The following is a 22,335-nucleotide window of genomic DNA, read 5'->3' on the forward strand; positions in this document are numbered from 1 at the left end:
GCTTGCCCGTATCGTAGGCAATGCGCCGAATGCTCGCCATCGAAATTTATCGATGGCCTATTTCAGACTGTAATGGGGCGGACACCAGCCACGGTGCCCGCCCCCCCTGTATTTGGTATGCTCGGTATGGTCATCCCTCACAAACAATCAAAGAAATCTCGACCGCAATCGGTCGACGGTAAAGCAGATGGCAAAAACGCTTGCTACGTTTATTAGGCAGTCAATTAGAATCGAAATGCATTGACTATTCCCCAACGGGGTCACGCCACAAATCCACATGAGCATCGAGGCTGGAAGCGGAAGCATGGAATTGGCCCCGAGCTGTATGTAAATCGCCACGACGTTGACAAGCAACAGCATGCCAATCGGACCGATGCCGGACCCAAAATAGGAAACAACAATTACGCAAGAAACCACGTATGCAAGGCAGGCAGCGGCAGCAAGAACAAGTCGATAGCAAAATACATGCAGGTTGAAATACTGCTGAGCATACAAAACGATCGCGCAGTTAAGACAGTACAAAACGACACTCGACAGGATAAACGCGCCCAAAAGGGCAAAAGAAGACAGCACCACTCGCGCAACGATAGCGCACACACGCTTCCCTCCCCGAGCCTCCGACAACCCCCACGGTTCCTCAATAAAGCCCGAACTGACAAAGCGCGGCACAATGCAAGCCGCGATGAACGGAAAGAACAATGCATGAGCCAACGGGGCTACGTTGAACAGCAGACCGCGAAAAACCTCTGCATTACCAAATAGAAGGACATCCTCTGCCGACAGCAGAAGCGTCGGGTCTGGGAAAAAGCCCAAGAAACTGTTCTCACGGAGGCTACAGAACCACATCGGGAAAGAATTAAGCTGCAATACCACCATGCACGCATAAATTACCAGGATTAAAGCGTACATCCATTTGCTCACATGCTTCAATTCTGACTGGAGGAGTCTTTTAATCTGACGAGCCATTGAGCACACCCCCAGCGCGAAAGCTCAAGAGAGCGTAAATCAATACCGATAGACAGCTGGCTGCCACGCCATATCCCAGAAGCGTCAGCTGCCCCATATCGCTATACCCAAGGGCACATCCGACTCCAAGGTACGGCCCCGGAAGAAAGAAGATCCATCGCAAGGACGGTATGGGTGTCTGAAGGTAAGTTCCGTAGAGCGTCAAGCTCATGACAAATCCGATTATTACCACAGCCCCGCTCAATACGGCGCTGCCTGTAATCCGATAGATGGTCACCGTCTCCAACGCAACCGATATCACCAATACGGCGTTAATCATCATCGCGGGCAAAAATGCAGCCAGCATGCTATACGCATAGTTTTGCCCTCCACGTGTTATCGCTATTGCAAACAGAAGAAGGCAAAGCGCACTATATGCTGCGCCGATTATTAAAGCAGACGAAAGTACATGTACCAGAGCCCCGTTAAAGCAGGCAAGACCTCTTGCTGAAGAAATTCGGTATCCCTCTTCATAGCCGCGCTCCTGTAAAATCGCCAGGCAAACGATGAGCGGAACGAACAGAGAGGTGCCGGCAAAAGCACTGCGCACAAGGGACTCATCGGGTGCAGAAGGATCGATTACATTCCAGCAGAAGCCAATATCCTCCCCAAAAACGCTATTGCCAAAGGCGAGCAACGTTGTTCCGTTTTTTAGAAAGATGCCGAAGAGAAGGCCGAACGCCAGCATAAGCGCAAGACCAAACTTCGCCGGAAACATCCTGTGCAAACGCATCATATCTGCCTTTATAGGATGAATCGCCCGCTTCATAGCGAGACCGCCTTCATCAAGCGCCTGTAATACTCTTTTAGGGACGACGCCTCATCCCTTATGACGTCCATCGGTTCCTTTTTCAGCAGTTCGCCGTCATGAATAAACACGCAACTTGTTGCAACTGATGCCAACTCATCCAAATCATGGCTAGAGATGAGCATGGTCTTACCCTGTTCTCGATTCAATCGACCGATAAGGGTCCATATACTCTCGATGCCCAGCGGGTCCAACCCGTTTGCTGGCTCATCAAAAATAAGCAGATCAGTGTCACCCAACAAAGCCGTAGCTATATCCAGCCGCCGTTTCATTCCCAGAGAAAAACTGCTCACGCTCTTTTTCTCTTCGACGTCCAGCCCGACTAGGCTCAAAACGCGAGGAATCTCACGATTCGCATCAAGCCCCCATTCCAAACATCGGATTTGGAGATTCTCAACCGCACTGAGGGATTGGTATGCTCCGCTGGAATCTGGCACATAGCCGACACGCGTCCGCATCAAGCCAAGCTCTCTTTTTGATTTGCCTCCAAAGAGCTCCACGCTCCCCGACGATGGCTCACAGAGGCCCAGCACTATTTTAATAAGCGTGCTTTTACCCGCCCCGTTTGCACCAACAAGGGCACAGAGCTCAGACTGATGCACCTCGAAGGAAACGTCATGCAAAACGTGCCGTTTCCCGTAGCGTTTTGAAACTTTTGATAGCTTTATCGCTGATGCGTTCATTGGACCCCCGTTCTGCTTGATAGAAAAATCGCTCATATCGTTCCTTCTTTCCTTTATTGTTTTCCATTGCTGTTATTGTTTTTCGATAACTCATATTTGTCAAGATAATCTAAAAGAAGGGACCCGTGTTAGACACGGGTCCCTTCACGCTGATACTTCGTTTTAGTTGTTCGCCTTAAGCTACTCGTCACTCAAATCGACAGCAAAGACTGATGTCGGAAGCGACGCCTCATTGCCTCCGCCGTCCCGCATCTGTCTCACGACATTTTTTGCGCGCTCGACAATAAGCTCCTCAAGCTCTTTCTCGCTCACGCGCTGAATAATATCTCCCGGTTGACAATCAAGTTCATCACAGATATCGAGCAGCGTCTTAAGGCGAATAGCTTTTATTTTTCCGTTTCTAAGCTTTGAAATATTAGCCGGAGTATGCCCCGTCGCCCGAATCAGATCAGCGCTGGTCTTTCCGGTCTTAAGCAGCTGCGTCTCAAGCTCGATGATGAGATAGCTCATGTTTCCTCCTACACAAGCTCGTCAGACTGCTCTTGGAGCAGCGAGGCATAACTCCAGATCACCGAGATACACAGACAGACAGCCGCGCCGATAAGCGACCCCGCATCAAAGGCAACGCCTTGGCAAATCTCAATAACGAAGGAATGAGGCACGACGTAAAGCTCCAGCCCACCAATGGTAAGATTGACCGATCCGTAGGCACCAATAAGCGAAACCGCGGCGTTAACAGCAAAGGCAAGCGCAAGAACACGGATAAGCCGCACATGCGTCTTGGTAAAGGGCGAGACGCCTCGCGAGATGTTACGGCTGATCCCACACAGAACGACAAGCGAAATACCCACGACGAGTGCCAGGCACAGTCCGCTTGGGATAACGATGCACCCGCCATCGAGAAGCGTCACGACGCCGAAAGAATCGACAGAAGCAACGTTTGCAACCGCATACCAGATCACGTAAACAACCAACGCGGCAAAAGCGACGAGCATCCCTGCAAAAACGGCTGCTATGCAAAAGCCAAGCTTCCTGATATTTTCGCCCGCTTTGGCCATACGCTGAACGCTGTTAGACATACACTCACCCTCATCGACTCTATCGTTATTCGAACAGTTTATCGAACAACGATATTGATTGCATGCGGAAAGCCCCGCCAGTGCGCATAGCCCATTCACTAATCAGAAGGGGTGAGAGTGGATTTTTGGACACGTATCGAACGAGAGTGGATAATCTCCCACTTCGAGGCCACCACCGGGCCTAAAACGGGAGATTATCCACTCTCATAGTCATCAAGGCTCGCAAGCTCTTATTCGGCCGCCTCGCGCAGGGCCGACATCGTAGCCGCATATTGCTGCTGCAACGCATGCATTCCCTCGCGAGCGCCGTCAACGGCATCGGCGCCGCGCAGCGCTTCGGTCACCACGACCGCCGGCTCGTACAGATTATCGAATCCCAGGTTCTGGCTCACGCCCTTGAGCGTGTGCGCTGCCATAAACGCTTCCTCGGCGTCTCCTGCCGCCATGGCAGCCTCCAACCTGTCCATGCTCTCGTCATCTAAAAACTTGAGGGCAAAGCGGGCAAGCATTTCCCCGCCCATCAGCCGAGCGCACGCGTCATCATAATTAGCGCCGATCTTCTCATACGCCTCACGCATGGAAATCATGGGTTAAAACTCCTTTGGTCAAACTAAATCGTGGGAAACGCGACGACGTCAGCGGGGCGTGCCAACGTCTCGGCAATTTGGTCCTGCACCTCGAGCAGGCAATCGAGCAGCAACGGGTTAAAGGTACCGCACTTACCGTCCAGGATCATCTGGATAGCCTCCTCGTGCGGGATGGCATCCTTGTACACGCGCACGCTCGTCAGCGCATCATACACGTCGGCCACCGAGACCACCTGCGCGGCGATGGGAATCTCGTCGCCCTTAAGGCCATCGGGATAACCCTTGCCGTCCCAGCGCTCGTGATGCCAACGCGCAATCTGGTACGCATATTCCATAAGCGCATTGCCGACGTGATGGCGGCCCAGCTCAAGCAACATGTCGGCGCCCATCGTGGTATGCGTCTTCATAATCTCGAACTCCTCGGGCGTAAGGCGCCCGGGTTTGTTGAGAATTGCATCGTCAATCGACATCTTGCCGATATCGTGCAGCGCCGAAGCCAGGGCAATCGTAGAGCGTTCCTCATTGTCGAGGGAGATCGTGCCGCTACGCTGGACCAGACAGCCAAGCAGCAGCTCAGTCAGCTTCTCGATGTTCGTAACGTGCCTGCCGCTCTCGCCATTGCGAAGCTCCATGACGCCGGCCATGATGTCGATGAGCATGCGACTGTTCTTGACGCGCTCGTTGTACTGCTGGGACAGCAGGCTCGTCAGGCGGCGCTGTTTGGCGTATAGGCGGATGGTGTTGCTTACACGGCGGCGCACGACACGGGAGTCAAACGGGCGGTTGATATAGTCCGAGGCGCCCAGCTCGTACGCGCGCAGAACCATATCATCGGAATCTTCGCTCGAAATCATGATGGAAGGCAGATTGTCGATACCCGATCGGCGCGACAGATCGGCCAGCACCTCAAAGCCGCTTATGCCCGGCATGACAATATCCAGCAGCACGAGCGACAACTCATCGCCATAGCGGTCGACCATGTCGAGCGCCGTACGACCGTTGGCGGCCTCGAGGATGCAATACTCGTCCTTGAGCATCTCGTTGAGAATGGCTCGATTCATCTCGGAGTCATCGACAATAAGCACCAAAGGCTTTTCGCTTTGGAAGGCTTCGATGGAATCGGCATCGGTCACGACCGTACCGGCTTTTGCCTTAGCGCGGCTCAATAACTGGACAGCGCGGCCAACTCCCTCATCGACCGTCTCGCCATGAATGCGAACGCCACCAATACATGCCGTCAAGCTCACGTACTCATGGCCCGGAACAATCGTGGCATGAACGGCATCGGACACCTGGTGCAGGCGACGGGTGAAGTCATCGGAGGGAATATTGGGCATGACGACCACAAACTTGTCGCAGCCATAGCGTACAAGCTCGTCAGTCGAACGAATTCCGCTGCGTATGGCTGTCGCCACAGCACCGAGCGCAAGGTCGCCGGCATGACGGCCACACGTATCGTTGAAGACCCTAAAATCATCAAGGTCGATCACCGCAACGCCGGCATTCATGCGGGCGCTACGGAGCTTTTCCTCGTAATATCGGCGATTGCGCACACTCGTCAGCACGTCGGTGTAGACGAGGTCCTCTTCTGCAGCCTCTTGCTCATCGATCGGACGCACCATCAGCAGGACGTGAGGCTCGCCCTCGACCTTCAGAGGGCGCAGGCGAGCGCGGTACTCGGTACCATCATTGAGCAGCTGCTCCGATACATCATCGGAACCTGCCAAGGCCTCAAGACTCGACTGACGCAGACAAGGGCAGCGATCGCCGGCGAGCAAGCAGTTAGGCTCGCTCTTAATCTGATCGGCCGACAACAAACGCACCACGGGGTAGGTCTTCGCGACGCGGGCGACCTCGGCGGCAGCCTCCTCGTCGGTTAGATTGACCTCGTGATTATTGAGCATATGGGGCCCTTTCGATAGCTTCGCATAGTAGCGGTGGGTTCCAAATGTTACAAGGGTAACACCTTGCCGATGCAGGTAAGCACGTGAATGCCGTTACATTTTTATGAGTTGGCAGACGGCGCAATTGGAGCCGCAAACGTAAGGTTTTGAGCACATTTGTTAACACAGCCGAAACGTTTGCGGGTGAAGCCTGTTTTGGCTATTGCGGGTGTTAGAGCCCCAGGATGCCACGGACAGTCTGGGCAGCCGCTGCCGGGCGATCGCGCAGGCCGTTGTGCGCGCCGGGAACCATTACGAGCGGACAGTCCAAAAGCTCAGCCGCTATCCTCGTTCCCGCCTCGCGAGGCGTACCAATCGAGAGCTCGCCCAAAAGCACGGCGGCCACCGTTTTCGACGCACGAACGCTATCCCAATCGGGAACGCAGGTCATAGTAATCCCGTATTCGTTTGCCATGAAACTGCGGCCGTTGCGCAGGGCATGCTTGGCTTCTGCCTCGGTTAACTTGGGGGCCTCAGGGTCCGAATCGCCGATGGCGCCCAGGAAGGCCCGTAATGCCCGGGAGACCTTTCCCGCGGCGATCATCTCGAGCAAAACCGGGGCCGCGCCCAGGCCGGCGCCCTCATCCGTCACGGCGGGTTCATGCAGGATCGTACGCGAGATTATGGCGGGGTTTGCACGGAGAAGCTCCAGGGCCACCAACGTACCGGCACTGTGCGCAAGCACGTTTGCTGGAGCGCCAATATGCTCGATAACAGCTTGCAGGTCGGCGGCTTGGGCGGCGAGGTCGTAGCGTCCGTCTGCAGCGTCGCCACTCTCGCCGCAACCGCGACGGTCGTAGGCAATGACGCGATAGTCACAGGCGAGCTCGCGGGCGATACCGTCAAAAAAGACACCGTCGACACAAGCACCGTGCACGCACACCAAAGCAGGAGTATCAGGCGACACATCCGGGCCGGCATATTCGCGACAGGCAATCGTGGTGCCCGCATTCTCGACCGTAAAATCCATGTTGTGCCCCCGTCATCAATGCCCATCCAGTTGCACGTCAGTACGGTTGGATAGACCCGCATTGCCTTACGCCTTGTTAACAGATTAACTGTACCCGACCAGAGGCTTTTCATGGCACAGCATAATGAGCGACGTTAAAAAACGAAACTTGTAAAGCAAGAGCCCGCACCTTGCTTTGGAGCCGATGCTATGCTTAGGCACAATTGTCTTGAGGAGCATATGCCTATGTCTACGTTTTTGAATGCCAGCCCCATCTTTGGGCCCGTTCGCAGCCGTCGCCTTGGTCTCTCGCTCGGCGTCAACATGATGCCGGCCAGCGGCAAGATCTGCACGTTCGACTGCATCTACTGCGAGAACGGTCTCAACGCCGAGCGCCCCTGCCACGATCCGTATAACACGGCTGCCGCGGTACTCGACGCGCTCGAGGCAAAGCTGCGCGAGATGGCAGCCGAGGGCGAGCTCCCCGATGTGATCACCTTCGCAGGCAACGGCGAGCCCACCGCCGCACCGGAGTTTCCACAGGCCATCGCCGGCGCTGTCGCGCTTCGCGATCAGCTGGCCCCAAACACCAAGATTGCCGTGCTCTCCAACGGCACGCGCGCCGACCGTCCCGAGGTGCACGACGCGCTCATGATGGTCGACGACAACATCCTCAAGCTCGATACCGTCGACCCGGCGTTTATCCAACTGCTCGACCAGCCCGTTGGCCCCTACGACGTCGAGCACCAGATCGAGACGTTCGCAAGCTTTGACGGTCACGTTATTATCCAGACGATCTTTTTGACCGGCGAGTATCAGGGCAAGCCCATCGACAACACCGGCGAGGAGTACGTTGCCCCCTGGCTCGCGGCGCTTGAGCGTATTCGCCCGCAGGAGGCGACCATCTACACGGTGGCGCGCGAGACACCGGTCGCCGGCCTTGCCAAAGCAGCGCCTGAGATGCTCGACGCCATCGCCGCACGCGTGCGCGCCCTCGGCATCCCCTGCCAGGTGAGCTACTAGCAAAACCACGCAGCAGCTAGTGCCCGCCATCCCGCCCCATCAGTTGCGGTGATATAGTTCCTATTTGTGCTGTTAAACCGCTTAAATCGGAACTATATCACCGCAACTTTTATGGACGCATGGGTGGGCTATACTAGCTGCGGATGAAAGGAAGTTAGCCATGTATGACAAAGGACCCGTACCCGGCCGCAACGACGCTTGCTGGTGCGGCAGCGGCAAAAAATATAAGAAATGTCACAGCGCCTTCGACGAGCGCCTCGAGCGCCTGTGGGAGGAGGGCTGGGAGGTTCTGCCCCGTACGCTCTACAAGACGCCCGCCGACATCGAGGGCATCAAGCGCTCCGCCGCCATCAACGTGGGCGTGCTCGATTACGTAGGCGAGCACATCGCCGCGGGCATGACCACCAACCAGATCGACCAGATGATCTACGACTACACCGTCGAACACGGTGGTACGCCGGCCGACCTCAACTACGAAGGCTACCCCAAGAGCGTATGCACCTCGATCAACGATGTGGTCTGTCACGGTATCCCCTGCGATACGGACGTGCTGCACGAGGGCGACATCATCAACGTGGACTGCTCCACGATTTTGGACGGCTACTTTAGCGACTCGAGCCGCATGTTCTGCATCGGCGAGGTCTCGGCCGAGCGCCAGCGCCTGGTCGACGTCACCCGCGCCAGCGTGGAGGCGGGTCTGGCAGCCGTCAAGCCATGGCTGCCGCTCTCCGTTATGGCCGAGGCCGTGCAAAAGACGGTCGAGGACGCCGGCTTTAGCGTGGTGCGCGAGTACGGCGGACACGGTATTGGCAAGGAATTCCACGAGGACCCGTTTGTGGGCTTTACCACCGAGGCGCCCGATGTGGACACCATCATGGCCCCGGGTATGGTCTTTACCATCGAGCCCATGGTCAACGCCGGAGCGCCCGACATCAAGATCAGCAAGGGCGACGGCTGGTGCGTGCGCACCAAAGACGGCAGTGACTCGGCCCAGTGCGAGGTGCAACTCGTGGTGACCGAGGATGGCTACGAGCTGTTGAGCTGGTAGTCGTGGATGCGCCGGGCTTCGCGATGGATATGTTAACCATCGCGAAGCCCGGCGTTTTATTTGAACGTTTTGCCTGATAAAACCTGCCAAAATAAACCTGTCCCTTTTTGGCAGGTCGAGCGGAGAGGACTGCTTGTGAACATCCTGGTTTTGCTGCCCGTCAATGACCGCCATCGCGCAATTCTTGAATCGAGCGCTCCGGGCGAGGACTTTATCTACACGAGCGCCGACGCCGCCACGCGCGAGCAGGTCGCCAATGCCGACGTGATCCTGGGCAACATCGACCCTGACATGCTCACGGCATGCGAGCATCTCCAGCTGTTGCAATTGCAGACCGCCGGCTATGACGATTACTTGGCCGCCGGCACCGTGCCGGCTGAAGCCAAGCTGTCTTGCTCGATCGGCGCCTACGGTCAGGCCGTGAGCGAGCACATGTTTGCCATGGTCCTTTCCATGATGAAGCGCCTGCCCGGCTACCAGGACCTGCAGCGCGAGCATCGCTGGGAGGACTTGGGCCCGGTCACCTCGCTCAAAAACGCCAACGTGCTGGTGCTGGGCGCGGGCGATATCGGCGGCCACTTCGCCACGCTCTGCCGCAGTATGGGTGCGCACGTCCGCGGCATCAAGCGCCATCCGCTCGTCTACCCCATTGTGTTTGAGGACATGGACGGCATGGACGCCCTGCCCGAGCGCCTAGCCGAGGCCGACGTCGTCGCAGCCTTTATGCCGAGCACACCCGAGACCCGCGGCCTGGCGAACGCCGAGTTCTTCGCCGCGATGAAGCCGGGCGCCTTCTTTGCCAACGGCGGCCGCGGCGATCTTATGGTCGCCGACGACCTGGTTGCCGCTCTGGAGTCGGGACATCTCGCCGGCGCCGCGGTCGACGTCACCGACCCCGAGCCGCTGTCTGCGACAAGCCCCCTGTGGGATGCGCCCAACATGCTCATCACACCGCACGTCTCCGGCTGGTTCCACCTGGCCGCCACGCTCAACAACGTCGTCGACATTGCCGCGGAGAATCTGCGTCATCTGCAGGCCGGCGAGACGCTTCGCTGCTGGATCGAGCATTAGGGGATCTGTTCCGGCGTTTTAACAAACGCCGGAACCACTCGACGCTGCGAGCCCGCCAGAGCGGCAATCTGATGTTCAATCGTCGGGCATGGCCAAAAGGCCTATGCCCTCCTCTTTCACGTCACCTTGCTCGCCCTGGCGGGCTCTCGCTGACTTTTGCTCTACCTGCGACGTTTCGCTGGCGCCAGCTTTATCTGCAAGCCTTAGCAGTTCCGTCTTGCCGTTGGCGTTGTGGCATTTGCCCAGATAAAACCTGCCAAAATTGTCATCCCATTTTGGTCGATTTTAGAGCTCTACGCTTTCGGCGCCGTTGATGGTTAGGTTGCGCTCGTAGAAGGCGGTGAGGGCGCGGATGGCGTACATCACGTCGCGTACGCCGCCGGTCTCGTAGCTTGAGTGCATGGCAAGCTGCGGCAGGCCCACGTCCACAGCATGCATGCTCGCCTGTATATTGGACAGATTGCCGAGCGTGGAGCCGCCGGCCATATCGCTCTTGTTGGCGAAGGCCTGCGTGGGCACGTCAGCGTCATCGCAGATGGCCTGGAACACTGCGCGGCTAAAGGCATCGGTGCAGTAGTGCTGATTGGCGGCTTCCTTGATGACGATGCCGCCGTTGAGCACAACCTGATTGCGAGCGTCGCACTTCTCGGCGTGGTTGGGGTGCACAGCATGTGCATTGTCGCAGCTCACGAGCATCGAGGCGGCAAGTGCGCGATGGTACGACTCGTCGTCAAAGCCCAGCGATCCGTTGATGCGGCGCAGCGCGTCGGCCAAGAACGTCGACATGGCGCCCTGCTTGGTCTCGGAGCCAACCTCCTCGTTATCAAAGCAGCAGAAGACCGAGACGTCATGCGCGTTCTCAGCACCCAAAAATGCCTGCAGCGAGGTGTAGGCGCAGGCCAGGTCGTCGAGCTTGGGCGTCGAGATGAACTCGTCAGCCCAGCCCCAAATGCGCGCATCCTGGCGGTTGACCAGGAACAGATCGCGGCCCAGAATTTGCTCGGGCTCAACATCCAGCTCGTCGGCGATCAGGGCGTCAAAATCTCCCTGCTTGAGTTCGCCGGTGCTGATGAGTGGGCACAAGTCGACGGCTCGGTTGGGAGCAAAGCCCTCGTTAACGCCGCGGTTCATGTGGATAGCAAGGCTCGGGATAATAGCGACCTCGCGTTCGGTGGCAAGCAGGCGGCTCTCGATACGGTCGCCCTCGCGTACCAACACGCGACCCGCGAGCGCCAGCGGGCGATCGAACCAGGTGTAGTCGATCATGCTGCCGTAGGCCTCGGTGTTCAGGCGCAGCGTCTCGCCTGCGCCATCGAGCTCGGGCACGGCCTTGACCTTAAACGTCGGCGAATCGCTGTGCGAAGCCGTGAGCTGAAAATGATAGTCACCGGCGACGCCGTCCTCGCCCCACGTCGCGGCCAGGTCCTCGCCCACCTTAAAGGCAACAACGCTCGAGGTGTTGCGCTGCGTGTAATAACGCCCACCCGGTTCGATGTCCCACGCCGCATTCTCGGGCAGGTAGGTAAAGCCCGCCTCGTCGAGCTCGGCCATAATGGTCGCCGCCGTATGGAACATGCTGGGGCATGCCTCGATAAAGTCGATAAGGTCGTTGGCGGCCTCGATATCATCGGCCGTCACATGCGCGCGCTCGGGCGTTTCCTGATCCGTCATGCTCTCCCCTTTCGCTGGGTTGATGGTCCCCTCCAGCATACCCCGCCACGCCAGCGCCGCACTCTTCATTCCGTGCTTAATTCCGCGCCACTCACCAAGTTGAGCCATCATGCCCGCGCTCCTTTTGCGACAATTGCGCTAACAGGACGAGAGGAGCCGTCATGAAGCCACGTAACATTGCCATCACCTGCGGTGTCGCGGGAGTCGCCGTCGGCCTTGCCGCTGCCACCGGTATCGTTTATCACAAGCAAATCAAGTCCGCCGCGTCGCTCAAACGCTTGACCGGCTACGCGGATGGCTATGACCTGTACGCAATCGACATCGCCTACGACTACGATCTCGATCGCATCATCGCCGCTGGCGTGCGCGACGACCAGGCCTACATCGATGCCGTGGTGGCGCAGGTGTTGCCCGGTGTGCCGGCACATGTCCAGGCGCCCCAGTTTGCCTGCAGCGCTTTTGTCGCCGTAGATGCCGAAGGCCGCGTGCGCACCGGTCGCAATTACGACTTTAAGGACGACACCTCGGCGCTGCTGGTGCGCAATCACCCACGCGGCGGCTATGCCTCCATCGGGTTTGCCGCCCTTAACAACTTGGGCGATAACACTCCGCTTGACTCCGTCGCCGGACGCGCCGCGGCGTTGATGGGCCCGTTTGCCCAGCTCGACGGTGTTAACGAATGCGGCGTGTCCATTGCCGTACTCACCCTGGATTCCAAGCCCTGTGACCAGGACACGCAACGGCCCGTCATCAATACCTCGCTCGCCATCCGTCTGGTGCTCGACCGTGCCGCCACCACGCAAGAAGCTGTCGACCTGCTTTCCGCCTACGACATGCATGCCATGGCAGGACGCGATTACCACTTCTTTATCAACGATGCCGCCGGTGACGCGCACGTAGTAGAGTGGGATCCGCGCGATCCGGACCGCGCTTTCAAAGCGACTCCCGTACGCCAGGTTACGAATTTCTACGCCTGCTATGGCGACGAAGTGCTGCCCAACCAAAAGAATGGCGAGCTGGGCCATGGCAAAGAGCGCGCCGTCGCAATCGCCGATGTCCTTGACGCCCATGTCGGTGCCCAAGACGAGGCAGTCGCTTGGAAGGCCCTGCGCGCCGCAGCGCAAGAGCCCAATCCGGAAGACATCACCAGCAATACGCAATGGTCGGTCGTCTTTGACAATACCGAACCCGCCGCCGCTATTACGCTGCGCCGCCACTGGGGCGACGTCGACGCCTTCGCACTGTAAGGAACCAAGCCCGTCGGCCTTACGCTCGCCTGACGTTGTTTACATTTCCATACGCTTGAGCTAACACGTTTTACCCTGTATCAACAGTGTGGGGGGGTAAACTTATGCGCATGTTATAACTTGCCCGGAAGGATTCATCATGCTTAGGATCGGTCTTCTTACCAGTGGCGGCGACTGCCAGGCACTCAACGCCACCATGCGCGGCATTGTCAAAACGCTTATGACCAACAGCGAAGAGCCTATCGAGATCTATGGTTTTGAGGACGGCTACCAGGGCCTTATCTACAGCAGATTCCGTGTCATGACTCCCGCCGATTTTAGCGGCATCCTCACCCGCGGCGGCACCATCCTGGGCACGAGCCGTACGCCGTTCAAGCGCCTGGACACTCCCGAGGCCGACGGCGTCGAGAAGGTGCCGGCGATGGTCCACACCTATCATAAGCTGCAGCTCGACTGCCTGTTTATGCTGGGCGGCAACGGCTCCACCAAGACCGCCAACCGCCTGCGCGAAGAGGGCCTCAACGTTATCGCCCTGCCCAAGACCATCGATAACGACACCTGGGGCACCGAGTTGACGTTTGGCTTTACGAGCGCCATCGACGTCGCCACCAAGTGCATCGACGACATCCACACCACCGCCTCGAGCCACGGCCGCGTGTTCGTTATCGAGATCATGGGGCACAAGGTTGGCTGGATCCCGCTGTACGCCGGCGTTGCGGGTGGCGCGGACGTCATCCTGATTCCCGAGATCCCCTACGACATGGACCAGGTCATCAAGACCATCGAGCATCGCATGGAGACTGGCAGCCGCTTTACCATCGTGGCCGTCGCCGAGGGCGCTATCTCCAAGGAAGACGCGGCGCTGTCCAAGAAGGAGTACAAGAAGAAGCTCGCCGAGCGCACGAGCCCGTCGATCGTCTACGACATCGCCAAGGAGATCGAGGCCAAGACCGGTCGCGAGACCCGCGTCGCCATCCCCGGCCACACGCAGCGCGGCGGTCAGCCCGACGCCCAGGACCGCATCTTTGCGACCCAGTGTGGCGTCGAAGCCGCGCTTGGCTGCCTACGCGGCGAGTTTGGCTACATGATTGCCCTGCGCGACGGCAAGATGTGCCACATGCCGCTTGAGGATGTCGCCGGCAAGCTCAAGTTTGTCGACCCCCAGAGCGATCTGGTGCGCGAGGCCAAGGCGCTGGGCATCAGCTTCGGCGACGAATAGCCTCGGCTGGAACCGCCCCCATCGGAGGCCCCAGGGCTTGCCTCCCAAATCGTCCTCGGACATGTCTGGACCCCGCCGTGCGCTTCGCGCGGCGGGGTCCTTCCGTCCTGCGGAAAGATTTGGGAGGTAAGCCCTGGGGCCTCCTGCGGCAACTAGGGAGGCCGAGGCTATTCGTCTTCTTGCTGCAAGTGCGTGGGCTGAGATTTTGGGATGTGGCGGGCTCTTAGCTGAGAGTAGCACTAACATTTGTCACATAATTGCTGGTCATGATGGTTGCTACCGGTAGTTGCGGTAGGGTTGGGGCAGATTCTAACTAGAAATGGTGGTCGCTACCGGTTGTTCTCGGCATACTCGGCTCATTCGATTCGACCATCAAACGAAAGGAACCACCATGGATCTTGCGATGGCGCAGCGGCTCGTTGATCGCCGCAAGGCCGCCGGGCTTTCTCAGGAGGCGCTTGCCGCCCAGCTGGGTGTGAGCCGTCAGGCTGTCAGTAAATGGGAACGCAGCGAGTCCTCACCCGATACCGATAACCTCATTGCGCTCGCCGCGCTGTATGGTGTGTCGCTGGATGAGTTGTTGTATGGGGAAGCGGCTAGTGATGCCGATAGCTCAGAGGACGGCAGCACCGAAACGGTGGATGAGGCTAAAGAGGCCGAAGATTCTGCCGAGCACGCCGATTGCGGCGACAAACCACTTGTCGATATTTCCCTCGCGCGCGGCATCCACGTCATTGATCCCAATAAAGGCGAGGAAGTCCATGTTGGCTGGAACGGCATCCATGTGACCAACGAGCGCAAGGGCGAAGAGGTGCATGTGGGGCCGGACGGCGTGCATGTCGATACGCTTGAGGACGATGGGCATAGCATGCATACCAATGACGACGGCACCGTCACCATCGACGGTGAGACGTTCTCCAGCTGGAAGGAAGCACACGACAAGCTCGACCATCATGGCAAGCATTTCCACACCAAGGTCGGACGTGCATGGAACAAATTCCCCTTCCCCGCGCTTGTCACTCTCGCCTATCTGGTGCTCGGCATTGTCTACGGCACATGGGCTACGGGACTCTTCCTCGTCTTTTTGATTCCCGTCTATTACGCGCTTGGCGACTTTATCGACCAACGCCACTTATCTAAGCTGATCGATGTCGTCTATTCGGTCAGTGCCGAGGCATGGTTCCTCTACATGTGGCTCTGCCTGGAGCAACCCCATCCCGCATGGGCCATCCTCATCACGATTCCCGTCATAAAGGCGCTCATGCGCTGGTGCCGTAAACAATGGAAGCATCGCAAGCGAGCCTAAACCATCCCAGCCCGACAGCAGCATCCAACTAGTACTTCCCCGCCCATCCCTCCTAAGTTGCGGTGATATAGTTCCGGTTTTAGCCTTGAGTAATCGAGTTTAAGAACTATTCCACCGCAACTTACGAATGGTCGGAGCGGCTACAGCACAAGCGTCGGCGTTCGTTTGATGGTCCGCCACGAAAAGGGGCAATCTACTACGTTTAACTCGATGGGGCCAACCATGACCGCCTTTTTCGAAAATCGACAGGCCTTCTACCTGCGGTTTTATTTTTCGTTTTCCCGGCATGGTTGAGGGTATCCAATTAAACGTAGTAGATAGGCCCGTTTTGTGGCATACGACCCATTCAAGCTCAATCTCGAAGACTGAAAAGAGCCTCTCATCAACGCTTGCGAGCAGAAGATAGCAAAGCATAGCAAAGCAACAAACGCCGGGTTGCCCGTAGGTGCCCGGCGTTTGGCCAGGTAAAACCTGCCAAAATTAACCTGTCCCTTTTTGGCAGGTTACTCGGCACTCTTGAGGGCGCCGACCATGTCGATCTTGTTGAGAGTTCGGTTGGTGGCGAGGTTGACGATAAACGTAAAGCCAAAGGCCAGCAGCACGGATAGCACGTAGCTCAGCGGCTCGACCTCAACATCAAAATACAGCGACGGCATCTGCAAAATGTACGTAAAACTCTCGGCCAGCAAGCCACCCAGCGGCACGCCCAGCGCAGCGCCGATCGCCGTGAGGATCAACGTCTCCTTGTTGACGTAATGGTGCACCTCGCCACGGCGGAAGCCCAGCACCTTGATGGTCGCCAGCTCGCGTTCGCGCTCGGAGATATTCGTGTTGGACAGCGTAAACACCACCACAAACGATAGGCACGCCGCCATAAAGGTCACGAGCACCACGACGGAATTGATAATCGTAAAGTTCGCCTCGTAGTTCTCCCAATGCTCGGCCGTACTCGAAATCGTAAGCCAACCGTCGCTCTTAAGATTCTTGCTAAACGCAATCTGGTCGGCCGACGAGCCCTTAAGCAGCACAAAGACGCCGTTGAGGCGTGCGCTTCGACCGAACGCGCGCTCATAGGTGCCCTGCGTCATGTAAAGCGTGTTGCCCAGATAGTTAAGCGAAATGTCGCTGACTTTGACCTTGGCGACATTGAGCGACGAATCCTGGACGTGTGCCGTATCGCCCGGCTGAATCCCCAGCACCAGCTGTGAACTCTTACTCAGATACACGTCTCCGTCACGCAAAGACAGCGGCTCTTTGGACTCGTCCTCGAGGCGCACATAGTCGTCCAGGTCGTTCGTGCGGTCATCGGGCACCACGATCAGCTGCACGGTCTCGCTCTTGCCGCCAAACGTAAAGGTGACGTTGTCGGTCATAATCGGCAGCGTCGAAGTCACGGTCACGTTGGAATCATTGGCCGCGCTGCGCTCATCCAACGCCGCGCACGTCTGCGAAAAATCGTCGGGATTGGCGACCGCCAGCAAGTCATAGCGCGTGATATGCCCATACTGCTTGGGCGAAAGCGCGACCGACGTGTCGCGAATACCCATACCGCAGATCACAAGCGCGGTGCAACCCGCAATGCCAAAGATGGTCATAAAGGCGCGCTTTTTATAGCGGAATAGGTTGCGTGCAGTGACCTTGTTCAAAAAGCCCATGCGGCGCCAAATAAAGCCGATGCGCTCAAGCAAGATGCGCGAGCCGGCACGCGGAGCCTTGGGACGCATGAGCGAGGCCGGGGTCTCGGCCATCTCGTGGCGGCAGGCGATAATCGTGGCGCCCACCACGCCCACGGCAAACAGCGCCACCGACACAATCGACGACACGATGTCGTACGAAAGCAGCATCTGGGGCAGCGAGTACATGTCGTCGAACACCGTAAACAGGAACAGCGGCAGGCCCACAAATCCGATGATATTGCCGAGCACGCCGCCGATCAGACAAGCCCACAGCGCATAGTCCACGTATTTGGACAGGATACGTCCGCGCGAATAACCGAGCGCCTTATACAGGCCGATGAGCGTGCGCTCCTCCTCGACCATGCGCGTGGCGGTGGTAAGGCTGATGAGCACGGCGACGATAAAGAAGATGAACGGGAACACCGTGGCGATGGCCTCAATTGACGAGCTATCGCTCTCCACGCTCGAGTAGCTTGCGATATTGCCGCGGTCCTGGATGTACCAGGTGCATTCACCAAGGTCAGAGAGCTCGGCGCGGGCATCGGCAAACTGCTGGTCGGCGGCGGCACGGCGCTGGTCCAGGTCGGCTTGCGCCTGCGCACGCTCGTCGCTGCCCTCGGCCATGCGATTGATGTTGTCCTGCTCAATCCCAAAGAGCATATTCGCCTGGCGCTCGGCCGCATCCAAGCTTGCCGGCGTGTCGACCGTCAGTTCCTGAGCGCGCGCTTTCTCACGCTCCTCGCGGATCTTCTCGATATTGCCCTTGACCTCATTGATCTTTGCCGCGTAGGAATCCGAATAGGAGTTGAGGCTCTTGGCTCCCTCGACGATCACGTGGACCGCGGAGTAGGAAGAAGATGTCGCGGCGTCCTCGCTCACATAGAACTTATAGTCCGCCGCCGAAGCAGCGCGAAAGGCGTTGACTGTCGAGTCAGAACTTACATCAGTGGGGTCGAGGACCTCAGCCGTAATGGTGTAATCGCCCGCGGCAAACTGGTCCTTGGCGCTTTGATTGGACGAGCTCGCGTCATTGGCGGCAAAACTCACCGTATCGCCGATTTTCTTGCCCGATGCCTTCAGGAACTTCGAAGTCACCGCGACTTCATCGGCGCTCTCGGGCAAATCGCCGTTCACGAGCACCGGCTGATCGATGTTCTCCTTGGAGAGACTCTGCACGACCACGCGCTCTCGCGTTGTACCCACGGCGGTGTAGGCGGTCTCGGTGTAGATGCCCTCGGCCGTCTCGACACCATCGACCTCTTGGATGGCGGCGAGATCATCGTCGGTCAGGCCATAGGTCGACTGGACGTTGATATCGTAGACATTCTGCTGGTCAAAGTAGGCGTCGACCGAATCGCACAGATCCTCGCAGCCCGCCTTAAGGCCGCACATCACACTCACGCCGAGCGCGGTGATGACCACAATGGACAGGAAGCGCTTAAGGCTGCCTCGGATTGTGCGGTAGATGCCACGGCGAAAAACCGTCGGCACCATATCGTTTGAGCTTTGAGCGGTACGGTAGGTCGTAAACTCCCGGTCGCGCTCCGTGTGCTTAGCATCGCCGGTTTGGCTGTTTTGGCGGTCTTGGTCCATGGGCGCTACCACTCGATCGTCTCGATAGGCACGGGATTTTGCTGGACCGTTTCACTCTCCACGCGCCCGCTCTTAAAGCGAATCAGGCGATCGGCCATGGGCGCGAGCGCGGAGTTGTGGGTGATGATGATGACCGTAATGCCCTGCTTGCGACAGGTGTCCTGCAGCAGTTGCAAGATCTGCTTGCCGGTTTTGTAGTCGAGGGCGCCCGTGGGCTCGTCGCATAGAAGCAGCTTGGGGTTTTTGGCCAGCGCGCGGGCAATGGACACGCGCTGCTGCTCGCCACCCGAAAGCTGCGCCGGAAAGTTAGCAAGGCGGTCGCCCAGGCCAACCTGACGAAGCGTTTGCTCGGCATCGAGCGAATCGGGGCAGATCTGTGCCGCGAGCTCAACGTTTTCAAGCGCCGTCAGGTTGGGGACCAGATTGTAGAACTGGAAGACAAAGCCGACGTCGGCGCGGCGGTATTCCACGAGCTGCTCCTCGTTAGCAGAACTCACGTCGCGCCCGTCCACCGTTACGGTGCCGGAGGTTACCGTGTCCATACCGCCCAGGATGTTGAGCGCCGTGGTCTTGCCGGCACCCGAGGCGCCCAGGATAATGGCGAGCTCACCGCGCTCAACGGTAAAGCTCGCGCCGTCGAGCGCATGGATACGGGCGTCGCCCTCGCCGTATGCTTTGATGACGTCTTTGAATTCGATATAAGCCATCGATTAATTCCCATCTGGTCGGATAACTCTTTAGTATTACCCATTTCGCACCGACCAAAAAGGGACAGGTTTATTTTGGCTGGTTTTATATGGGGAAACGGCAGCTATAGATAAGGCGCCGGGGAGGCAGAGAAATCATCGACAGGGTCAGGCCGACCGCCAAACACAACGCACGCATCTCTATCTGTCAGACAAATCATTCGAACAGCTGTTCGTTTCTATGATATGATTCCGCTATCTAAGCAGGCCAATACGCAGAAAGGCGGCCAACATGGCGTTCGACTTTAAGAAGGAATGCAAGGAGCTCTACAAACCTGCAAGCAAGCCGAGTATCGTAACTGTCCCGCCTATGAGCTACGTTGCCGTTCGCGGAAAGGGCGACCCAAATACCGAAGGTGGCGAGTATCAAAACGCCCTGCCGCTGCTTTACGGAATCGCCTATACCGTCAAGATGTCGAAGAAAGGCTCAAGGAGTATCGAGGGCCATTTCGACTTTGTGGTACCGCCGCTCGAGGGTTTCTGGTGGCAAGAGTCCCCGAGCGGCGACATCGATTATGTACGCAAGGACGATTTCAACTTTATCTCATGCATCCGCCTGCCCGATTTCGTCACCCGAGATGACTTTGACTGGGCAGTCGCGGAAGCCACGACCAAAAAGAAACTGGACTTTTCCGCCGTCGAACTGCTTAAAGTTGACGAGGGTCTCTGCGTTCAATGCATGCACACCGGGCCCTACGACAACGAGCCGGCAACCGTAGACGCCATGCATGAATATGCGACCGAGCTGGGCTATGTCCCCGACTTCTCAGACACCCGTTTACATCACGAAATCTATCTCTCCGATCCACGCAAATGTGCACCGGAGAAACTTAAGACTGTGGTTCGTCATCCTATCAAGCGCGCTGAATAGCGTGGGGCGTCATTTCACGCGTTAGGTTTTAAGCCAGCCAACCAGCCGCCTCCTAGGCCGTCCGGTAATTATCTTGACGCGGCCCGTCGCATCTTATAAGTTTGTTTTGCTAAAGCTGGAAAGCCTCTCAACGATGCGCAACTCCAGCCCTTTTTCTATCAAGAGGCTTAAATGAAATACCGGAAGTCGCGGATATCCATCAACGAACAGATAGCACTATTGACAGAAAACAAGGGTCTTAAGTGCTCTGATCAAAACGAACTCGAGCGAGCTTTGGTCGAAGTCGGCCACTACAAACTGTCGGCCTACTGGTTTCCCTGCAAAACCAAATGCAAGTCCGGGATTACCATCTTTCGCGAAGGCACAACATTCGAAACCATCATCTACACGTATGAATTTGACCGAGCCCTCCGGCAGTTAATGTTTGATGCGGTCGACAGAATTGAGATCTACCTCAGAAGCAGAATTGCCTATCTTGCCTCTGAGGAACGCGGGCCTTTCTGTTACCCAGATGTCGCCATAACGAGGCTCAACTCGGCATGCCCATCGCGCTTTGCGCCGCGCTGGGATACGCCGCCGTCTTTGGCAGCGCCACCAATACGCTGCTCGCACCCATCCTTATTGGCTGCGAAGTCTTCGGCTTTGGTAACTTGCCGATGTTCATTATTGTCTGCGTTGTGGCTTACCTGTTCAACATGGATAAGTCCATCTACGCCCTGCAGGAGCGGGCGTAGATCGATGTCCAGGCAGGTGGTCTCAGCCGGAAACGGCGTCCCACTCTGAGGCTGTATTCCGGGACACGGTTTCCGCTTGGAACGCCATTCGGAAAGCGCATCCCGCTTTAAAACGGAATTCCGGGACGTAGTTTCCGTCTGAGCCTCCATTCGGAAAGCATGTCCCGTTCTTTCACGGCATCTTGGCTATGCAAAGTGCTCGAACGTTAGTCCTCGTACGCGCCCTCAAGCCGAAGCAGCCACTCCTTGCGGTCAAGCCCGCCGGCATACCCGTTAAGCGAACCATCGGCGGCAACCACGCGATGGCACGGCACAATAATCGAAATGGGATTGCGCGCGACCGCGGCCCCCACGGCACGGGGAGACGCAACGGGTGCTTCGTTTCCCGGTACACGATGTCGAGCCGTAACACGCTGGGCGATCTCACCATACGTAGCGACCTCGCCACGCGGGATAGAAAGCAGCTCAAACCAAACCTCGCGCTGAAACGCCGTACCAATCATATGCAACGGCGGCGTAAACCGAGGCTCCTGCCCCGCAAAATAAGCATTCAGCCAAGCCCAAGAACGCTCAAGTACCGACGAGGCAGCACCGTTTGTCGGATTCACCGAAGACATGCCGCCAGCACCAGAAACCGCATCGGCGCCTTCAACATGTTCGGGATCTTCTTTGAGAAGCGTGGAGCCAAAGTGCTCCTGCCCCTCAAACCAAAGCCCCGTCAAACCGCGGCCATCAGCGGCAAGCAGGATTTCGCCCAAAGGCGAAGCAAACGTCGTCGTGACCACCAGCGGCTCCTTTCAAAACTCCGCAACATAATACCGCGAATTGTGCAGACAACCCCAATCGACCCCACAGTCCCCAAAGGCGGCAGGCGCAAAGCGCCGAGGCCGCCGCCGGGACCAGGGCTCGCAACAGCCACGCGCCCCCACATCAGCCCAGCGGCCTCAACCAACAACAGCCCCATCGCAGGCCGCTCGCAGCAGCGTCACCGCAGGCGGGGGCCGGGCTTAGTTTTCAGAACACTCCGCAGACCAGTGTGGCGCCTTGTCCGCGGCTCCGAAGGAGCAGGACAAGGC

Annotated in this window: 20 protein-coding genes and 1 pseudogene; 9 read left to right on the top strand and 12 right to left on the bottom strand. The window is 57.7% G+C overall.

What is annotated here, in order from left to right; all coding sequences use genetic code 11:
* Positions 1-147: 147 nt before the first annotated feature.
* The 8 genes from ABCP74_RS08955 to ABCP74_RS08990 all read right to left on the bottom strand — a co-directional run bounded on the left by ABCP74_RS08955 (position 148) and on the right by ABCP74_RS08990 (position 7,075).
* Complete coding sequence (locus ABCP74_RS08955) at positions 148-966, bottom strand: hypothetical protein (protein WP_343001604.1); 819 nt, start codon at positions 964-966, stop codon at positions 148-150.
* The gene (locus ABCP74_RS08960; RefSeq protein WP_343001605.1) at positions 950-1,774 is read right to left on the bottom strand and encodes a hypothetical protein; all 825 of its coding nucleotides are present in this window, start codon (positions 1,772-1,774) and stop codon (positions 950-952) included. The genes ABCP74_RS08955 and ABCP74_RS08960 overlap by 17 nt, the downstream gene beginning before the upstream one ends.
* Positions 1,771-2,532, bottom strand: a complete 762-nt coding sequence (locus ABCP74_RS08965; RefSeq protein WP_343001606.1) for an ABC transporter ATP-binding protein — start codon at positions 2,530-2,532, stop codon at positions 1,771-1,773. The genes ABCP74_RS08960 and ABCP74_RS08965 overlap by 4 nt, the downstream gene beginning before the upstream one ends.
* A gap of 144 nt (positions 2,533-2,676) precedes the next feature.
* Entirely contained in the window at positions 2,677-3,006 is a 330-nt protein-coding gene (locus ABCP74_RS08970; protein WP_089572320.1) for a helix-turn-helix domain-containing protein, read from the bottom strand.
* A gap of 8 nt (positions 3,007-3,014) precedes the next feature.
* Positions 3,015-3,575, bottom strand: a complete 561-nt coding sequence (locus ABCP74_RS08975) for a hypothetical protein (protein WP_343001607.1) — start codon at positions 3,573-3,575, stop codon at positions 3,015-3,017.
* Positions 3,576-3,805: 230 nt separating this feature from the next.
* Positions 3,806-4,162: an Hpt domain-containing protein gene (locus ABCP74_RS08980; protein ID WP_195543987.1), complete on the bottom strand. Its 357-nt coding sequence runs from the start codon at positions 4,160-4,162 to the stop codon at positions 3,806-3,808.
* Positions 4,163-4,185: 23 nt separating this feature from the next.
* On the bottom strand, positions 4,186-6,066 hold the full coding sequence (locus ABCP74_RS08985; protein WP_343001608.1) for a diguanylate cyclase: 1,881 nt from the start codon (positions 6,064-6,066) through the stop codon (positions 4,186-4,188).
* 211 nt (positions 6,067-6,277) lie between these two features.
* Positions 6,278-7,075 (bottom strand): alpha/beta fold hydrolase, encoded by a 798-nt coding sequence (locus ABCP74_RS08990; protein WP_343001609.1) that lies wholly within the window; start codon positions 7,073-7,075, stop codon positions 6,278-6,280.
* Between the two features lie 225 nt (positions 7,076-7,300).
* Between ABCP74_RS08990 and ABCP74_RS08995 the strand changes: the two genes are divergently transcribed.
* The 3 genes from ABCP74_RS08995 to ABCP74_RS09005 all read left to right on the top strand — a co-directional run bounded on the left by ABCP74_RS08995 (position 7,301) and on the right by ABCP74_RS09005 (position 10,196).
* A complete protein-coding gene (locus ABCP74_RS08995) occupies positions 7,301-8,077 on the top strand; it encodes a radical SAM protein (protein ID WP_343001610.1) in 777 nt (258 codons plus the stop codon).
* A 160-nt stretch (positions 8,078-8,237) separates the two neighbouring features.
* Entirely contained in the window at positions 8,238-9,125 is an 888-nt protein-coding gene (map, locus tag ABCP74_RS09000; protein WP_055286839.1) for a type I methionyl aminopeptidase, read from the top strand.
* Positions 9,126-9,260: 135 nt separating this feature from the next.
* Complete coding sequence (locus ABCP74_RS09005; protein WP_343001611.1) at positions 9,261-10,196, top strand: D-2-hydroxyacid dehydrogenase; 936 nt, start codon at positions 9,261-9,263, stop codon at positions 10,194-10,196.
* A gap of 285 nt (positions 10,197-10,481) precedes the next feature.
* Here the strand turns inward: ABCP74_RS09005 and ABCP74_RS09010 are convergent, their stop codons facing one another.
* The gene (locus ABCP74_RS09010) at positions 10,482-11,867 is read right to left on the bottom strand and encodes a M18 family aminopeptidase (protein WP_343001612.1); all 1,386 of its coding nucleotides are present in this window, start codon (positions 11,865-11,867) and stop codon (positions 10,482-10,484) included.
* Between the two features lie 161 nt (positions 11,868-12,028).
* Between ABCP74_RS09010 and ABCP74_RS09015 the strand changes: the two genes are divergently transcribed.
* The 3 genes from ABCP74_RS09015 to ABCP74_RS09025 all read left to right on the top strand — a co-directional run bounded on the left by ABCP74_RS09015 (position 12,029) and on the right by ABCP74_RS09025 (position 15,639).
* Positions 12,029-13,114 carry a carcinine hydrolase/isopenicillin-N N-acyltransferase family protein gene (locus ABCP74_RS09015; protein ID WP_343001613.1) on the top strand — a complete coding sequence of 362 codons (1,086 nt, stop codon included), beginning with the start codon at positions 12,029-12,031 and terminating at the stop codon, positions 13,112-13,114.
* A gap of 139 nt (positions 13,115-13,253) precedes the next feature.
* On the top strand, positions 13,254-14,333 hold the full coding sequence (locus tag ABCP74_RS09020; RefSeq protein ID WP_343001614.1) for a 6-phosphofructokinase: 1,080 nt from the start codon (positions 13,254-13,256) through the stop codon (positions 14,331-14,333).
* Positions 14,334-14,724: 391 nt separating this feature from the next.
* Positions 14,725-15,639, top strand: a complete 915-nt coding sequence (locus ABCP74_RS09025; protein WP_343001615.1) for a helix-turn-helix domain-containing protein — start codon at positions 14,725-14,727, stop codon at positions 15,637-15,639.
* 503 nt (positions 15,640-16,142) lie between these two features.
* Here ABCP74_RS09025 and ABCP74_RS09030 read toward each other — a convergent pair.
* Positions 16,143-18,908 (bottom strand): FtsX-like permease family protein, encoded by a 2,766-nt coding sequence (locus tag ABCP74_RS09030; RefSeq protein WP_343001616.1) that lies wholly within the window; start codon positions 18,906-18,908, stop codon positions 16,143-16,145.
* 5 nt (positions 18,909-18,913) lie between these two features.
* A complete protein-coding gene (locus ABCP74_RS09035) occupies positions 18,914-19,615 on the bottom strand; it encodes an ABC transporter ATP-binding protein (protein ID WP_343001617.1) in 702 nt (233 codons plus the stop codon).
* A 271-nt stretch (positions 19,616-19,886) separates the two neighbouring features.
* On the opposite strand from ABCP74_RS09035, the gene ABCP74_RS09040 reads away from it, so the two are divergent.
* The 3 genes and pseudogenes from ABCP74_RS09040 (at position 19,887) to ABCP74_RS09045 (ending at position 21,259) form a co-directional block, all read left to right on the top strand.
* Positions 19,887-20,525 (top strand): GyrI-like domain-containing protein, encoded by a 639-nt coding sequence (locus ABCP74_RS09040; protein ID WP_343001618.1) that lies wholly within the window; start codon positions 19,887-19,889, stop codon positions 20,523-20,525.
* 171 nt (positions 20,526-20,696) lie between these two features.
* Positions 20,697-21,029 (top strand): annotated as a pseudogene (locus ABCP74_RS09450) (Abi family protein); the annotation flags it as partial.
* 35 nt (positions 21,030-21,064) lie between these two features.
* A complete protein-coding gene (locus ABCP74_RS09045; protein ID WP_343001619.1) occupies positions 21,065-21,259 on the top strand; it encodes a chloride channel protein in 195 nt (64 codons plus the stop codon).
* A 206-nt stretch (positions 21,260-21,465) separates the two neighbouring features.
* Here ABCP74_RS09045 and ABCP74_RS09050 read toward each other — a convergent pair whose 3' ends face one another.
* On the bottom strand, positions 21,466-22,044 hold the full coding sequence (locus ABCP74_RS09050) for a methylated-DNA--[protein]-cysteine S-methyltransferase (protein WP_226790740.1): 579 nt from the start codon (positions 22,042-22,044) through the stop codon (positions 21,466-21,468).
* Between the last annotated feature and the right edge of the window lie 291 nt (positions 22,045-22,335).

Source organism: Collinsella aerofaciens, from assembly GCF_039062315.1.
GTDB classification, from domain to species: domain Bacteria; phylum Actinomycetota; class Coriobacteriia; order Coriobacteriales; family Coriobacteriaceae; genus Collinsella; species Collinsella aerofaciens_BG.

Bases quoted from the DNA above. Each gene is read 5' to 3' on its own strand.
- ABCP74_RS08980 (WP_195543987.1), bottom strand. From the start codon at position 4,162: ATGATTTCCATGCGTGAGGCGTATGAGAAGATCGGCGCTAATTATGAT.
- ABCP74_RS08970 (WP_089572320.1), bottom strand. From the start codon at position 3,006: ATGAGCTATCTCATCATCGAGCTTGAGACGCAGCTGCTTAAGACCGGA.
- ABCP74_RS09020 (WP_343001614.1), top strand. From the start codon at position 13,254: ATGCTTAGGATCGGTCTTCTTACCAGTGGCGGCGACTGCCAGGCACTC.
- ABCP74_RS08995 (WP_343001610.1), top strand. From the start codon at position 7,301: ATGTCTACGTTTTTGAATGCCAGCCCCATCTTTGGGCCCGTTCGCAGC.
- ABCP74_RS08975 (WP_343001607.1), bottom strand. From the start codon at position 3,575: ATGTCTAACAGCGTTCAGCGTATGGCCAAAGCGGGCGAAAATATCAGG.
- map (WP_055286839.1), top strand. From the start codon at position 8,238: ATGTATGACAAAGGACCCGTACCCGGCCGCAACGACGCTTGCTGGTGC.
- ABCP74_RS08955 (WP_343001604.1), bottom strand. From the start codon at position 966: ATGGCTCGTCAGATTAAAAGACTCCTCCAGTCAGAATTGAAGCATGTG.
- ABCP74_RS09025 (WP_343001615.1), top strand. From the start codon at position 14,725: ATGGATCTTGCGATGGCGCAGCGGCTCGTTGATCGCCGCAAGGCCGCC.
- ABCP74_RS09040 (WP_343001618.1), top strand. From the start codon at position 19,887: ATGGCGTTCGACTTTAAGAAGGAATGCAAGGAGCTCTACAAACCTGCA.
- ABCP74_RS09030 (WP_343001616.1), bottom strand. From the start codon at position 18,908: ATGGACCAAGACCGCCAAAACAGCCAAACCGGCGATGCTAAGCACACG.
- ABCP74_RS08960 (WP_343001605.1), bottom strand. From the start codon at position 1,774: ATGAAGCGGGCGATTCATCCTATAAAGGCAGATATGATGCGTTTGCAC.
- ABCP74_RS09035 (WP_343001617.1), bottom strand. From the start codon at position 19,615: ATGGCTTATATCGAATTCAAAGACGTCATCAAAGCATACGGCGAGGGC.
- ABCP74_RS08985 (WP_343001608.1), bottom strand. From the start codon at position 6,066: ATGCTCAATAATCACGAGGTCAATCTAACCGACGAGGAGGCTGCCGCC.
- ABCP74_RS09015 (WP_343001613.1), top strand. From the start codon at position 12,029: ATGAAGCCACGTAACATTGCCATCACCTGCGGTGTCGCGGGAGTCGCC.
- ABCP74_RS08965 (WP_343001606.1), bottom strand. From the start codon at position 2,532: ATGAGCGATTTTTCTATCAAGCAGAACGGGGGTCCAATGAACGCATCA.
- ABCP74_RS09010 (WP_343001612.1), bottom strand. From the start codon at position 11,867: ATGACGGATCAGGAAACGCCCGAGCGCGCGCATGTGACGGCCGATGAT.
- ABCP74_RS09045 (WP_343001619.1), top strand. From the start codon at position 21,065: ATGCCCATCGCGCTTTGCGCCGCGCTGGGATACGCCGCCGTCTTTGGC.
- ABCP74_RS08990 (WP_343001609.1), bottom strand. From the start codon at position 7,075: ATGGATTTTACGGTCGAGAATGCGGGCACCACGATTGCCTGTCGCGAA.